Consider the following 14,769-nt stretch of genomic DNA (forward strand, 5'->3'; position numbering starts at 1 on the left):
CGCGGGCGGATGCTCAGGGCTTTTTTGGCCAGCGGGGCAGCTCGCGGGCGGTCCCCATGGCCACCGGCCGAGCCGGCAATTCGCCCCACTGCCCTTCGCCGTCGCCGGCGCGCTCCGGGAGCGCGGCAGGGGCCGCGGGCGGTGGCGGTGGATTGGCCGCCGATGGCGGCGGGCTCGACTGGCGACGGCGATGCAGCAGGGCGAAATGTTCCACCGCATCGATGTCCTCCGCCTCGATCCGCTCGCCGCCGCGCCAGGCCGCATGGGCGCGCGCCGCGCGCAGCCAGACCAGGTCGGCGCGCAGGCCATCGACAGCCGCCTCGAAGCAGCGTCGGGCGATGCTGTCCAGCGCCGCATCGTCCAGGGGAATCCGCGCCAGTTGCCGGCGTGCCTCGGCGCAACGGCGGCGTAGGGTGTCCTGCTGGCCTTCCCAACGTTCGACGAAGGCCTGCGGGTCGGCATCGAAGGCCAGCCGGCGACGGATGATCTCTGCCCGCTCGGCCGGCGGCGGCTGGGTGTCGAGGCGCACGTTGAGGCCGAAACGGTCGAGCAGTTGCGGGCGCAGTTCGCCCTCTTCCGGGTTCATCGTGCCGATCAGCACGAAACGCGCCGGATGCCGGTGGGAAATGCCATCGCGCTCGACCAGGTTGACGCCGCTGGCGGCGACGTCGAGCAACAAATCCACCAGGTGGTCCGGTAGCAGGTTCACCTCGTCGACGTAGAGCACGCCGCCGTCGGCCTTGGCCAGCACGCCCGGGGAAAACCGCGCGCGACCTTCGCCGAGGGCGGCGTCCAGGTCGAGGCTGCCGACGATGCGCTCCTCGCTGGCGCCCAGCGGCAGGGTAACGAACTCGCCCGCCGGCAGCAGTTCGGCGACGCCCCGCGCCAGGGTCGACTTGGCCATTCCGCGCGGCCCCTCGATCAGTACCCCGCCGATCGCCGGATCGACCGCGGCCAGGCACAGCGCCAGCTTCAGTTCGTCGGCGGCGACCACGGCGGACAGGGGGTAATGCACGGTAGCGCTCATGGGGATTCCTGCGGCGGACGGAAATACGGACCGCCAAGTCTATCAGGCCGGCGGCGCCGGTATCGAACCGTGAAACAGTCGTTGAACCGGCCGCCTCGCTTGCAGTAAGCTCGGGACTCGTTCACGGGAGAAACCCATGCCGCACACCCGCCATCCGCACCTGCACTCCAGCGCCTCGCGCCCTGGCCTGTCGTTGCGCGCGCGTGCGCCGCAGGCACCCCGTGCCGCGTATTTCTTCGGGTATTGGTTTAGCCACTCCGGCGCCTGATACCCCAACGGCGCCCACGGTATACGGGACGCCTACCCTGCACACGCAAACCCCCGGTCGGCTCCCCGACCGGGGGTTTTGTTTTTCCAGCCCGATTTTCCGGCCCACAAGGCCACAACCACAGACCAACGCACAGGACATCGATCATGACCGCATACCGCTACCGCACTGGCTACCCGCTCAACACCTGGCGATTTAGCGACGGCCGCCAGCCGCTCGCCAACCCACGACATTGCCGAACACCTCGATAGGGCACGACGCGCGCGGGATGCCCGCCGCCAGCCCAGGAAGCCAGACCATGAACTCATCCGTATCCGCACTGACCGCCCTTTCGCCGAACGCCCAGGCCGTCGCCCTGCCCAGCGCCACCGCCCGTACCGCCCTGGAACGCCTGCCCAGCCCGCTCGAACTCAAGGCTCGCCAGCCGTTGCCGCTGGAGCTGGCCAGCCAGGTCGCCGCCAGCCGCGACGCCATCCGCGCCATCCTCGACGGCGACGACCCACGCCTGCTGGTGGTAGTCGGTCCCTGTTCGATCCACGATCCCCGCTCCGCCCTCGAATACGCCGAACGCCTCGCCGCGCTGAGCGACGAACTCGACGGCCAGTTGCTCCTGGTGATGCGCGCCTACGTGGAAAAGCCACGCACCACGGTGGGCTGGAAGGGCCTCGCCTACGACCCGCACCTGGATGGCAGCGACGACATGGCCGCCGGCCTGGCGCTATCCCGGCAACTGATGCTGGACATGCTGCGCCTCGGCCTGCCGCTGGCCACCGAACTCCTGCAACCGCTGGCCGCCGGCTACTTCGACGACCTGCTGAGCTGGGCGGCGATCGGCGCGCGCACCAGCGAATCGCAGATCCACCGCGAGCTGGTCAGCGGCCTCGGCCTGCCGGTGGGCTTCAAGAACGGCACCGACGGCGGCGTCGGCATCGCCTGCGACGCGATCCGTTCGGCGGCCCACGGCCACCGCCATTTCGGCCTCGACCCGCACGGTCACCCGGCGCTGATCGAGACCCGCGGCAATCCGGACACCCATGTGGTGCTGCGCGGCGGCCGCCACGGTTCGAACTACGGTCCCGAGCAGGTGCAGGCCGTACGCCAGGCCCTGGAAAGCCAGGGCATCGCCACGCGGATGATGGTCGATTGCAGTCACGCCAACAGCGGCAAGAACCCGCTGAACCAGCCCGGCGTCCTCGCCAGCGTGCTGGACCAGCGCCTGGTCGGCGCCAGCGACCTGGTCGGGGTAATGCTGGAAAGCCACCTGTTCGACGGTTGCCAGGCGCTCGGCGGCGAACTGCGCTACGGCGTCTCGATCACCGACGGCTGCCTCGGCTGGGAAGGCACCGAGCGGATTCTCCGCGACGCCGCCCGGCGGCTCGCCGAGGGGCGCTGAAAGCGGCGCGAGCGGCCATGCCGCTCCGCTATTCCTCTTCGACGTCCAGCAGCAGGTTCTCCAAGGCCTCGCGATAGGCCCCCGGCTCCTGCCAGAGCCCGCGCCGCTGCGCCTCCACCAGGCGCTCGGCCATGTCGCGCAAGGCTTGCGGATTGTGCTGGCGGACGAACTCGCGGGTCTCCGCGTCGAGCAGGTAGGCGTCGGCCAGCAGCGCGTACTGGTGGTCGTCGATCAGCTCGCTGGTGGCATCGAAGGCGCACAGGTAGTCCACCGTCGCCGCCAGTTCGAAGGCGCCCTTGTAGCCGTGGCGCTTCATCCCGGCGATCCACTTCGGATTCACCGCCCGCGCCCGCACCACCCGGTTGAGTTCTTCCTTGAGCGTGCGGATGCGCGGGTTGTCCGGCTGGCTGTGGTCGCCGTGGTAACTGGCCACCGGCGCGCCGCGCAGGGTTTCCACCGCGGCCAGCATGCCGCCCTGGAACTGGTAGTAGTCGTTGGAATCAAGCAGGTCGTGCTCGCGGTTGTCCTGGTTGTGCAGCACCGCCTGCAGGCGTTCCAGGCGCTGGGCGAAGCGTTCCCGCGCCGGCGTGCCGTCGTCGGCGGCACCGTAGGCGTAGCCGCCCCAGTTCAGGTAGACCTCGGCAAGGTCGGCGCGGGTCTCCCACAGCCGCTCTTCGATTGCGCCCTGCACGCCGGCGCCGTAGGCACCCGGCTTGGCGCCGAAGATCCGCCAGCCGGCCTGCCGGCGCGCCTCCGCCGGCGCCGTGCCCTGCGCCTCGAGGCGCTGGCGTTCCAGGCGTACGCGAGCGGCCAGCGGGTTCAGCTCCTCCGCCTCGTCCAGCTCGGCGACCGCCTGCACCGCCGCATCGAACAGGCGGATCAGGTTGGCGAAGGCGTCGCGGAAGAACCCGGAGACCCGCAGCGTCACGTCGACCCGCGGGCGGTCCAGCAGGGAGACCGGGAGGATCTCGAAATCGGCGACGCGCTGGCTGCCGGCCTGCCAGACCGGTCGCACGCCGAGCAGGGCCAGGGCCTGGGCGATGTCGTCGCCGCCGGTGCGCATGGTCGCCGTGCCCCACACCGAGAGGCCGAGCTGGCGCAGGTGATCGCCATGTTCCTGCAGGTGACGCTCGAGCAGCAGGTTGGCCGACTGGAAGCCGATGCGCCAGGCGGTCGGGGTCGGCAGGTTGCGCACGTCCACCGAGAAGAAGTTGCGTCCGGTGGGCAGCACGTCGAGTCGCCCGCGACTCGGCGCGCCGCTCGGACCGGCCGGTACGAAGCGCCCTTCGAGGGCTGCCAGCAGCCCGTCGATCTCGGCCGCGCCACAGGCGTCCAGGGTCGGTGCCACCTGTTCGCACAAGCCGCGCAACACCTCGCCGCTGGCACGCCAGGCGGCAGGCGGCGATTCGCCGCCCAGGCAGCGTTCTATCCAGTGCAACGCCAGCAATTCCAGGCGTTCGCGGGTATCCCCGAGGGTACGCCAGGGCTCCCCGCCCCGCTCTTCCAGGCAGGCCGGCCGCGCGCCCTGCCAGGCCTCGCCCATGTCACAGGCCAGCGGATCGAAGCCCAGGCCAAGGTCGTCCGCCAGGCTCTTCAGCAACCCGGCGTTGGCGCCCTTGCCATCGCCGCGCGGAACCCGCAGCAGCGCCAGCAGGGTATCCAGGCGCAATCGCCCGCTCGGCGATTCGCCGAACACATGCAGGCCGTCGCGGATCTGCGACTCCTTCAGGTCGCAGAGATAGGCGTCCAGCTGCGGCAGCCAACTGTCCGGATCGTCGCTGAGCTGCAAGCCGATCTCGCGGTCGAGACGGTTGTCGCGCAGGAGGACGAGAATCTCGCCGCGCAACTGTTCGGCGCGGCGCGGGTCGAGCAGCGAGGCATCGTAGAACTCGTCGGCCAGGCGCTCCAGGTCGCGCAACGGGCCGTAGCTCTCGGCGCGGGTCAGCGGCGGCATCAGGTGGTCGATGATCACCGCCTGGGTGCGGCGCTTGGCCTGGGCGCCCTCCCCCGGGTCGTTGACGATGAACGGATAGATGTTCGGCAGCGGACCGAGCAACGCGTCCGGCCAGCATTCGGCGGACAGGCCGACTCCCTTGCCCGGCAGCCATTCCAGGTTGCCGTGCTTGCCGACGTGCAGCAGGGCATCGGCGCGGTAGGCGTGGCGCAGCCAGAAGTAGAACGCCAGGTAGCCGTGCGGCGGCACCAGGTCGGGATCGTGGTAGATCGCTGCCGGATCGAGCTGATAGCCGCGCGCCGGCTGGATGCCGACGAAGGTCAGGCCATAGCGCAGGCCGGCGACCATCATCCGCCCGTCGCGGAACATCGGGTCCTGCTGCGGCTCGCCCCAGCGCGCCAGCACCGCCTGGCGATTGCGCTCCGGCAGGCGTGCGAAGCAGGCCAGGTAGTCGTCCAGCGCCAGGCTCTGGGCGCAGGGCCGTAGGTCGAGATGCTCCAGGTCGTTGCTGACGCCGCCGAGCAACTGGCGGATCAGCTCGGTTCCGCTGGCGGGCAGTCCGTCGACCGGGTAGCCCTGCTGGCGCAGGGCACGAAGGATGTTCAGCGCCGCGGCCGGGGTGTCCAGGCCAACGCCGTTGCCGATCCGGCCATCGCGGGTCGGGTAGTTGGCCAGCACCAGCGCCACCCGTTTTTCCGCGTTTGGCTTGCGCGCCAGCTCGGCCCAGCGCCGCGCCAGTTCGGCGACGAAATCCATGCGCTCGTCGTCGGCGAGGTAGCAGACCACGTCGCTCTCGCTGCGTTCGCTGCGCCAGGCCAGGCCCTTGAAACTGATCGGCCGGGTGACGATACGTCCGTCCAGCTCCGGCAGCGCCACGTGCATGGCCAGGTCGCGCGGCCCCAGGCCTTGCGGGTTGTCCAGCCAGAGCGGGCGGTTGTCCAGCGAGCAGATCGCCTGCAACACCGGCACGTCGCGACGGAACGGACGCAACTCGGGCGCCTCCGGATTGGACTGGGCGAAACCGGTGGTATTGACGATCAGCGCGGCGTCGCTGCGCTCCAGCCAGTCTTCCACCTGCGCCAGGCAGGCGCTTTCCTTGAGGCTGGCCAGCGCGATCGGCAACGGGTTGAGCCCCTGCGCCGCGAGGCGTTCGCAAAAGCGTGCGATGAAGGCGGTGTTGGCTGCCTGCAGGTGGGTGCGATAGAACAGCAACGCGACCACCGGACACCCGGCCTGCCAGTCGGCACGCCAGTGTTCCAGGGTCGCCTCGGCATGCCGTGGATGGAACAGCGCCACCCGCGGCAGCGCCTGCGGTTCGCGCCAGGCGTAGTCGCGGCCGAGGCACTGGCTGGCCAGGCAGCGGTAGAACTGCCCGGCGTTCTCAAGGCCGCCCTGGCGCAAGTATTGCCAGAAGCGCTCGGCCTGCTCCGCCGGCAGGTTGCCGAGGGCGCTCAGCTCCGGGTCGGGGCGGTCGTCGCCGGGCACCGGGATCAGCAGCGCGCCGCGCTCGGCCAGCGCCACCAGTTGCTCCACGCCGTAGCGCCAGTAGCCGATGCCGCCGTGCAGCGAAAGCAGGATCACCCGTGCGTGCCGCAGCACTTCCTCGACGTAGAGGTCCACCGAGGCGTGGTTCTGCAACTGCATGGGGTTGGCCAGGCGCAGGCTCGGGTAGTCGTCCGGCAGCGCACGGGCGGCCTCGGCCAGCAATGCCAGGTGCGAATCGCCGCTGCAGAGGATCACCAGCTCGGCGGGAGTCTGGGCCAGGTGGGCGATGCCGTCGTCGGGAACGAAGCCGCCAGGTTGGGTGCGCAACAGGTGCATGGACGTTCTACCGGTAGGACGCAAGAAGCTGGGGCCGGCGAATCGCCATCGCCGGCCCCGGCCGGGGATCACGGATCAGGCAAGCGCTGTGCGCAGCTGGTTGGCGATGGCGGCCTGGTCCAGCTCCTGGCCGATCACCACCAGCCGGGTGCTGCGGGCTTCGTCGGCCAGCCACTTGCGGTCGAAATGCCTGTCGAAGCGCTTGCCGACGCCCTGCACCAACAGGCGCATGGGCTTGCCCGGAATGGCGGCGAACCCCTTGATGCGAAGTATGTCGTGACGCTCCACCAGCTCGCCGAGGGCCTCGAGCAGCGCAGCTTCCTCCACCTCGGGGAGATCGACGTGGAAGGAGTCGAACTCGTCGTGGTCGTGGTCCTCGTGGCCTTCATGGTCGTGGTGGGTCGGCCGGCCGTCGATGTGCAGCTCGGCCTCGGCGTTGAGACCCAGCAAGACCGGGAGCGGCAGCTCGCCCCGGCTCGCCTCGACGATCTTCACCGCCGCCGGCAGCTCCCTGGCGATCTCCGCGCGGACCCGCGCCAGGGCCTCGGCGTCGAGCTGGTCGGCCTTGTTCAGGATCACCAGGTCGGCGCTGGCCAACTGGTCCTCGAACAGTTCGTGCAACGGTGATTCATGGTCGAGGTTGGGGTCCTGGCGGCGTTGCTGGTCCACCTGCTCGGGATGGGCGGCGAAGGTGCCGGCCGCCACCGCCGGGCTGTCGACCACGGTGATCACCGCGTCGACCGTGCAGGCGTTGCGGATTTCCGGCCACTGGAAAGCCTGCACCAGCGGCTTGGGCAGGGCCAGGCCGCTGGTCTCGATGAGGATCTGGTCAAGGTCGCCGCGGCGCGCCACCAGCTCGCGCATCACCGGGAAGAACTCTTCCTGCACGGTGCAGCACAGGCAACCGTTGGCCAGCTCGAAAACGCGGCCCTGCGCCTCTTCTTCGCTGCAGCCGATGGAACATTGCTTGAGGATCTCGCCGTCGATGCCGAGTTCGCCGAACTCGTTGACGATCACCGCGATGCGCCGGCCTTCGGCGTTGTCCAGCATGTGCCGGAGCAAGGTGGTCTTGCCGGCGCCGAGGAAGCCGGTGACGATGGTGACGGGGAGTTTCGCCAGGGTTTTCATGGGCAGCCCTTGTTCAGCTCGGCGGGCATGCGGACGAGTGGCGCGGACGCAGGGGCCGCGCAACGGATTCGCCACCGGATCACCCCGCCCGGTTGTATGGAAGTCTTGTCCCCGGGCATCGCGCCACGGGATCGACGAGGCAGGTCTCCTGGCTCACGGTCTGGCGTCTCCGCCGGTTCCCCGCCTTCCCGCGTCACGCAGTGGCATTGGGGAACGATCGCCGTTCACAGTTGCGGGGGCAGCCGCGGCATCGACCGCGTTCCCTCTTAGCCCCGCCGTCGCCGGCGAGGAACCTCGAACCGGCAAGGCTACGCAGTGCGCGGGCCAGGGTCAATCGGGCCGGTTGACGCCCGGCGGTCCTTCATGCTGTCCTAGGCGGGTTGTCCCAGGTGTCTCGTGCCGGCGCGCACGAGGTGAAACGGGAAGCCGGTGACGCTCTCCGAGCCAGTCCGGCGCTGCCCCCGCAACGGTAAGCGCATCGCGCGCGAGCCCGGAGACCGGCCTGGAACCTTTCGTTTGATTCACCCGCGGTGGGCGGGCGCAAGCGTGAAGCGGGCCGTCCGGGCCTGTTCCTCGTGCGTACTCCTCTGCCACGCCCATGCCAATCCAGAGGGAACGCACCATGTCCAGCAGCACCCTGGCGCACGCCAGCTCCACCACCTCCCTGTCGAAGCGACTGAGCCTGGCCATCGGCGCCGGCCTGCTCGGCGCGCTGCTGGTCTATTTCGCCGGTTTCTCGCACATCGACGCGGTACACAACGCCGCCCACGATACCCGGCACAGCTCCGGCTTCCCCTGCCACTGAGTCGCGAGAGAACCAGAATGATCAAGCGCATCGCCCAGACCGCCGGCTTCGCCGGCCTGCTCGCCGCCCTGCTGCTGACCCTGCTGCAGATTCTCTGGGTCACCCCGCTGATCCTCGAAGCGGAGACCTACGAGAAGAGCGAGCCGGTCGCGGCCCAGCCCCACGAACACGCCCCCGGCGTCGCCGCCCATGTCCACGACGAGGAGGCCTGGGAGCCGGAAGACGGCTGGCAGCGTACCCTCTCCACCACCGGCGGCAACCTGGTGGTGGCGGTCGGCTTCGCCCTGATGCTCGCCGGCCTCTTCACCCTGCGCGCGCCGGGCCAGACCTGGCAGGGCCTGCTCTGGGGCCTGGCCGGCTACGCGGTGTTCTGCCTTGCGCCGTCGCTGGGCCTGCCGCCGGAGCTGCCGGGTACCGCCGCGGCCGACCTGGTGCAACGCCAGTACTGGTGGATCGCCACTGCCGCCGCCACCGCGGTGGGCCTGGCCCTGCTGGTGTTCGGCGGCAACTGGCCGCTGAAGCTGGTCGGCGCCGTCCTGCTGGCGCTGCCGCACCTGTTCGGCGCGCCGCAGCCCGAGGTCCATGCCAGCCTGGCGCCGGAAGCCCTGGCCCAGCGTTTCGTGGTCGCCTCGCTGGTCAGCAATGCGCTGTTCTGGGCCGCCCTCGGCCTGGCCGCTGCCTGGCTGTTCCGGCGCAACCGGGGCGGCGTCGACGCCTGACCGCCTGCCACCCGCGACCCTTGCCGGTCGCGGGTCCATAGTGTCTCTCCTTCCATCTCCTCCGGTCCGCGCATGCCCCTGCCCATCCCCAGCCTGCTGATCGCCGGCATCGGCTGCCGCCGAGGCTGTAGCGCCGAGCATCTGCGCGCGCTGCTGGAGCGAACGCTGGGCGAACACGGGCGCAGCCTGGCCGACCTGGACGCCCTCGCCAGCATCGACGGCAAACGCGACGAACCCGGCCTGCGGCAACTGGCCACGCTGCTCGAACGCCCCGTGCATTTCCTCGCACCCGCCGTCCTGCACGACTACGAGCCGCGCCTGCTCAGCCCCTCCGCCGTCGCGCTGCGCGAAACCGGCTGCTCCAGCGTCGCCGAGGCCGCCGCCCTGGCCCTGGCCGAACGCCTGGGTGGCGGTCGCGCCGATCTGCTCGGGGCGAAACGCAGCGATGATCGGGCGAGCATCGCCCTGGCACGTCTTCTCACCGAACGAGAACTCCCATGACCGTCTATTTCATCGGCGCCGGTCCCGGCGACCCCGACCTGATCACCGTCAAGGGGCAGCGCCTGATCCGCCAATGCCCGGTGATCCTCTACGCCGGCTCGCTGGTTCCGCAAGCGCTGCTCGAGGGGCACCAGGCCGGCCAGGTGGTGAACACCGCCGAGCTGGACCTCGAACAGATCGTCGAGCTACTCGCGCAAGCCCATCGCCGCGGCCTCGACGTAGCCCGCGTGCATTCCGGCGATCCCTCCCTGTACGGCGCCATCGGCGAGCAGATCCGCCACCTGCGCGAACTCGGCATCCCCTATGAGATCGTCCCCGGAGTCACCGCCACCGCCGCCTGTGCCGCCCTGCTCGGCTGCGAGCTGACCCTGCCCGAAGTGTCCCAGACGCTGATCCTGACCCGCTACGCCGCACGCACGAAGATGCCGGAAGGCGAGAGCCTGGGCAACCTGGCGCGGCACCGGGCGACCCTGGCGATCCACCTGGGCGTCGCCCACCTGGCGAAGATCGTCGAGGAACTGCTGCCGCACTACGGCGCCGACTGCCCGGTCGCGGTGATCCACCGGGCCAGTTGGCCCGACCAGGAACAGGTTCGCGGCACCCTCGGCGACATCCTGCCCAAGGTCGCCGCCAGGAATTTCCGCCGCACCGCGCTGATCCTGGTCGGCGAGGTGCTGGCCGCCGAAGGCTTCGCCGACTCTTCGCTGTACCGCGCCGAGCATCGACATCTCTATCGACCCGGCGAATGAACCGCCGTCCTTAGGTTCGGCGCCGACCACCGGCAGCACGCCTAGACTCGTCGCAAGGCTTGCGACAGCGGGCCGGCACGGCTAGCGTTCAGCGCTGGCCCCTTTTTTCCTGAAGCCTTCGGACACCCATGAAACGATTCCTCCTCGGTCTGGTTCTGCTGCTGGCGGTCGCCGCCGGCGTCCTCTACTTCGTCCCGGCTACCCTCCTCGCCAGCGTACGCACCGTCGAGCGCGGCCTCGCCGGTCTCAGCGAGCACAGCGTGCAGGTCGACAACCTGGAGATCGCCTACCTGGAAGGCGGCTCGGAAAAGAACCCGACCCTGTTGCTGATCCACGGCTTCGGCGCCGACAAGGACAACTGGCTGCGCTTCGCCCGGCCGCTGACCGAACGCTACCATGTGGTCGCCCTCGACCTGCCCGGCTTCGGCGACAGCAGCAAGCCGCAACAGGCCAGCTACGACGTCGGCACCCAGGCCGAGCGAGTCGCCAATTTCGCCGCCGCCATCGGCGTGCGCCGCCTGCACCTGGCCGGCAACTCCATGGGCGGGCACATCGCCGCGCTCTACGCGGCGCGCCATCCGGAACAGGTGCTATCGCTGGCGCTGATCGACAACGCCGGGGTGATGCCGGCGCGCAAGAGCGAACTGTTCGAGGACCTGGAGCGCGGCGAGAATCCCCTGGTGGTGCGCCAGCCGGAAGACTTCCAGAAGCTGCTCGACTTCGTGTTCGTCCAGCAACCGCCGCTGCCGGCGCCGCTCAAGCGCTACCTCGGCGAACGCGCGGTAGCCGCGTCGGCGTTCAACGCGCAGATATTCGAACAACTGCGCCAGCGCTACATCCCGCTGGAGCCGGAACTGCCGAAGATCGAGGCACCGACCCTGCTGCTATGGGGCGACCGCGACCGCGTGCTGGACGTCTCCAGCATCGAGGTGATGCGTCCGCTGCTGAAGCGGCCCAGCGTGGTGATCATGGAAAACTGCGGACACGTGCCGATGGTCGAACGCCCGGAGGAAACCGCGCAGCACTACCAGGCCTTCCTCGACGGCGTACGGAACGCCCAGGTGGCCGGTCGCTGAAAACGCGAACCGGCGCCTGGGCGCCGGTTCGGGGGAGCGGGAGCCGTCGCGAGGACGGCTCGGATCCAGGCCTCAGGCCTGGATCAGGTTGGCGATCTGCACGTCCGGGTTGACGTCCTGCTCGTAGTCGACCCCAGCGACCTCGAAACCGAACAGGTTGAGGAACTCGCTCTTGTAGCCGGCGAAGTCGGTCAACTCGTAAAGGTTCTCGTTGGTTACCTTGTCCCACAGCTCCTCGACACGGGACTGCACTTCCGGCTGCAGTTCCTTGTAGTCGGCACGCAGGCGGCCTTCCTCGTCGAGGCGCGGCTCGGCGCCGTACAGGCTCTCCCGGTACAGGCCGTCGACCTGCTCGATGCAACCTTCGTGGGTGCCCTGCTCCTTCATCACCTTGAACAGCAGCGACAGGTACAGCGGCATCATCGGGATCGCCGAGCTGGCCTGGGTCACCACCGCCTTGAGCACCGACACGCGCGCATCGCCGCCCAGCGGGGCGAGCTTGTCGCGGATACCGAGGACCTTCTGGTCGAGATCCTTCTTGGCCGCGCCGATGGAACCGTTCCAGTAGATGTCGTGGGTGATCTTCTCGCCCAGGTAGGTGAACGCGGTGGTCTTCGCGCCGTCGGCCAGCACGTCGGCCTCCAGCAGCGCATCGATCCACATCTGCCAGTCCTCGCCGCCCATCACCGCAACGGTATCGGCGACCTCCTGATCGCTGGCCGCCTCCAGGACGACGTCCTTGATCACTTCCTTGTCGGTGTCCAGGCCACGGAAGCTGACCGACTTGCCGATCGGCTTGAGGGTCGAGGAGAACACTTCGCCGCTCTTCGGATGGGTACGGCGCGGCGCGGCCAGGCTGTAGACCACCAGGTCGACCTTGCCGAGATCGCGCTTGATGGTCTCGATGGTCAGCCGCTTCACCTCGTCGGAGAAAGCGTCGCCATTGATGCTGCGGGCATACAGGCCTTTCTCGTGGGCGAACTTCTCGAAGGCCGCCGAGTTGTACCAGCCGGCGGTGCCCGGCTTGCTCTCGCTGCCCGGACGCTCGAAGAACACCCCGAGGGTATCGGCGCCGGAACCGAACGCGGCGGTGATGCGGGCAGCCAGGCCATAGCCGGTGGAGGAACCGATGACCAGGACCTTCTTCGGTCCGTTGACGACGAGGCCCTTGGCCTCGACGTAGTCGATCTGTTGCTTGACGTTGGCCTCGCAGCCTGCCGGATGGGTAGTGACGCAGATGAAGCCACGCACGCGCGGTTTGATGATCATGAAAACCTCGGTTGCTAGATGCCGGAAAAGCACATTCAGGAGCTAGAGACGTCGCGCATTGTAAATGAGACACCTCCGCTTGGGCGGACCGAAGGCAGGAATCGTGACCAAAGGGTCACGCGTCGCAGCCCGGACATAAAAAAACCCGCTCCGGGGAGCGGGTCTTGTCGGCTTGGAATCGGGCTCAGACGGCCTTTTCCAGCTCCGGTACGGCGTCGAACAGGTCGGCGACCAGGCCGTAGTCGGCGACCTGGAAGATCGGCGCCTCTTCGTCCTTGTTGATCGCGACGATCACCTTCGAGTCCTTCATGCCCGCCAGGTGCTGGATGGCACCGGAGATACCTACCGCGATGTACAGCTGCGGGGCGACGATCTTGCCGGTCTGGCCGACCTGCATGTCGTTCGGCACGAAACCGGCGTCGACCGCGGCGCGGGAAGCGCCGACTGCGGCACCCAGCTTGTCGGCCAGGGCGTAGAGGATCTTGAAGTTGTCGCCGTTCTGCATGCCGCGGCCGCCGGAGACCACGATCTTGGCAGCGGTCAGTTCCGGACGGTCGGACTTGGCCAGCTCTTCGCCGACGAAGGCGGACTTGCCGGCATCGGCCGGGCCGGAAACCTGCTCGACGGCAGCCGAACCGCCTTCGGCGGCGACGGCGTCGAAGCCGGTGGTACGCACGGTGATCACCTTGACCGCAGCCGAGGACTGCACGGTAGCGATGGCGTTACCGGCGTAGATCGGACGCTTGAAGGTGTCGGGGCTGACCACTTCGACGATCTCGGAGATCTGGTCGACGTCCAGCAGCGCGGCGACGCGCGGCAGGAAGTTCTTGCCGTTGGTGGTAGCCGGGGCCAGCACGTGGCTGTAGTTCTTGCCCAGCTCGGCGATCAGCGGCGCGACGTTTTCCGGCAGCTGGTGGGCGTAGGCGGCGTTGTCGGCGACCAGCACCTTGGAGACGCCCTCGACCTTGGCGGCGGCTTCGGCCACGGCGGCAACGTTCTGTCCGGCGACCAGCACGTGGATGTCGCCGCCAATGGCCTTGGCAGCGGCAACGGTGTTCAGGGTGGCAGCCGCCAGGGCCGCGTTGTTGTGCTCAGCGATAACCAGGATAGCCATTAGATTACCTTCGCCTCGTTCTTCAGTTTCTCTACCAGTTCAGCCACGGACTTGACCTTGATGCCAGCGGAGCGTGCAGCCGGCGCCTCGACCTTCAGGGTCTTCACGGTGGAAGCGGTGGAAACGCCCAGGGCGTCCGGGGTCACCACGTCCAGCGGCTTCTTCTTGGCTTTCATGATGTTCGGCAGCGACGCGTAGCGCGGCTCGTTCAGGCGCAGGTCGGTGGTGACGATGGCCGGCAGGTTCAGCGCGACGGTCTGCAGACCGCCATCGATCTCGCGGGTCACGTTGACCTTGTCACCAGCGACCTCGACCTTGGAGGCGAAGGTGCCCTGGGCGTAGCCGGTCAGCGCGGCGAGCATCTGGCCGGTCTGGTTGTTGTCGCTGTCGATGGCCTGCTTGCCGAGAATCACCAGCTGCGGCTGCTCCTTGTCGACCACGGCCTTGAGCAGCTTGGCCACGGCCAGGGAGTTCAGCTCGTCGTTGCTCTCCACCAGGATCGCACGGTCAGCGCCCAGCGCCAGCGCGGTGCGCAGTTGCTCCTGGGCGGCGGTCGGGCCGACGGAGACAGCGACGATCTCGGTAGCCACGCCTTTCTCTTTCAGGCGTACGGCTTCTTCCACGGCGATTTCGCAGAAGGGGTTCATGGACATCTTGACGTTGGCGAGGTCGACGCCGGAGTTGTCCGCCTTGACGCGGACCTTGACGTTGTAGTCGACCACTCGTTTGACTGCTACAAGAACCTTCATGGATTCCTCGTTATTCTCCGGTGAATAAGGATGTCGCCAGACAGGCCTGGCCGGTGATGCTCGCCGGCCGGAAACCGACACTCTGCTAGACAGCGACCGCAAAACCGCCCGTATCTTGACCGGATCACCCTTTTCGGTCAATACGGCAAAAGGGTGGTTTCCCCCCCTCGAATGCCGATTCTATCAGGCTTCCAAA

The 14,769-nt window shown here is 68.6% G+C and carries 12 protein-coding genes and 2 riboswitches; of the genes, 6 read left to right on the top strand and 6 right to left on the bottom strand.

Annotation, left to right across the window (positions count from 1 at the left end; genetic code table 11):
- Positions 1–13: 13 nt before the first annotated feature.
- The gene (locus VQ065_RS20725; RefSeq protein ID WP_003130733.1) at positions 14–1,027 is read right to left on the bottom strand and encodes an ATP-binding protein; all 1,014 of its coding nucleotides are present in this window, start codon (positions 1,025–1,027) and stop codon (positions 14–16) included.
- 566 nt (positions 1,028–1,593) lie between these two features.
- Here VQ065_RS20725 and VQ065_RS20730 point away from each other — a divergent pair.
- Positions 1,594–2,688, top strand: coding sequence for a 3-deoxy-7-phosphoheptulonate synthase (locus VQ065_RS20730; RefSeq protein ID WP_003091055.1), 1,095 nt, complete (start codon positions 1,594–1,596; stop codon positions 2,686–2,688).
- Positions 2,689–2,716: 28 nt separating this feature from the next.
- Here the strand turns inward: VQ065_RS20730 and cobN are convergent, their stop codons facing one another.
- Together cobN and cobW are read right to left on the bottom strand one after the other, a co-directional pair.
- Positions 2,717–6,463 carry a cobaltochelatase subunit CobN gene (gene cobN / locus VQ065_RS20735; RefSeq protein ID WP_003091056.1) on the bottom strand — a complete coding sequence of 1,249 codons (3,747 nt, stop codon included), beginning with the start codon at positions 6,461–6,463 and terminating at the stop codon, positions 2,717–2,719.
- Positions 6,464–6,538: 75 nt separating this feature from the next.
- On the bottom strand, positions 6,539–7,591 hold the full coding sequence (cobW, locus tag VQ065_RS20740; RefSeq protein WP_003091057.1) for a cobalamin biosynthesis protein CobW: 1,053 nt from the start codon (positions 7,589–7,591) through the stop codon (positions 6,539–6,541).
- A 121-nt stretch (positions 7,592–7,712) separates the two neighbouring features.
- A riboswitch (cobalamin riboswitch) is annotated at positions 7,713–7,903 on the bottom strand.
- A 58-nt stretch (positions 7,904–7,961) separates the two neighbouring features.
- Positions 7,962–8,111: riboswitch (cobalamin riboswitch) on the top strand.
- A gap of 102 nt (positions 8,112–8,213) precedes the next feature.
- On the opposite strand from cobW, the gene VQ065_RS20745 reads away from it, so the two are divergent.
- From VQ065_RS20745 to VQ065_RS20765, 5 genes are all read left to right on the top strand, one after another.
- Positions 8,214–8,396 carry a CbtB domain-containing protein gene (locus tag VQ065_RS20745; protein ID WP_003091059.1) on the top strand — a complete coding sequence of 61 codons (183 nt, stop codon included), beginning with the start codon at positions 8,214–8,216 and terminating at the stop codon, positions 8,394–8,396.
- Between the two features lie 17 nt (positions 8,397–8,413).
- A complete protein-coding gene (locus tag VQ065_RS20750; protein ID WP_003091061.1) occupies positions 8,414–9,115 on the top strand; it encodes a CbtA family protein in 702 nt (233 codons plus the stop codon).
- A 72-nt stretch (positions 9,116–9,187) separates the two neighbouring features.
- Positions 9,188–9,616, top strand: coding sequence for a cobalamin biosynthesis protein (locus tag VQ065_RS20755; RefSeq protein WP_003091063.1), 429 nt, complete (start codon positions 9,188–9,190; stop codon positions 9,614–9,616).
- Positions 9,613–10,365, top strand: coding sequence for a precorrin-4 C(11)-methyltransferase (cobM, locus tag VQ065_RS20760; protein ID WP_003091066.1), 753 nt, complete (start codon positions 9,613–9,615; stop codon positions 10,363–10,365). Before VQ065_RS20755 ends, cobM begins: the two co-directional genes overlap by 4 nt.
- A gap of 128 nt (positions 10,366–10,493) precedes the next feature.
- Positions 10,494–11,441, top strand: a complete 948-nt coding sequence (locus tag VQ065_RS20765) for an alpha/beta fold hydrolase (RefSeq protein ID WP_003091085.1) — start codon at positions 10,494–10,496, stop codon at positions 11,439–11,441.
- 72 nt (positions 11,442–11,513) lie between these two features.
- Here VQ065_RS20765 and fabV read toward each other — a convergent pair whose 3' ends face one another.
- The 3 genes from fabV to VQ065_RS20780 form a co-directional block, all read right to left on the bottom strand.
- Positions 11,514–12,710 (bottom strand): enoyl-ACP reductase FabV, encoded by a 1,197-nt coding sequence (gene fabV / locus VQ065_RS20770; RefSeq protein ID WP_003091088.1) that lies wholly within the window; start codon positions 12,708–12,710, stop codon positions 11,514–11,516.
- A 184-nt stretch (positions 12,711–12,894) separates the two neighbouring features.
- Positions 12,895–13,824 (bottom strand): electron transfer flavoprotein subunit alpha/FixB family protein, encoded by a 930-nt coding sequence (locus tag VQ065_RS20775; protein ID WP_003091099.1) that lies wholly within the window; start codon positions 13,822–13,824, stop codon positions 12,895–12,897.
- A complete protein-coding gene (locus VQ065_RS20780) occupies positions 13,824–14,573 on the bottom strand; it encodes an electron transfer flavoprotein subunit beta/FixA family protein (RefSeq protein WP_003091107.1) in 750 nt (249 codons plus the stop codon). Before VQ065_RS20780 ends, VQ065_RS20775 begins: the two co-directional genes overlap by 1 nt.
- Positions 14,574–14,769: the final 196 nt, after the last annotated feature.

The organism is Pseudomonas sp. KBN10P06128, from assembly GCF_037574945.1.
GTDB lineage: Bacteria > Pseudomonadota > Gammaproteobacteria > Pseudomonadales > Pseudomonadaceae > Pseudomonas > Pseudomonas aeruginosa.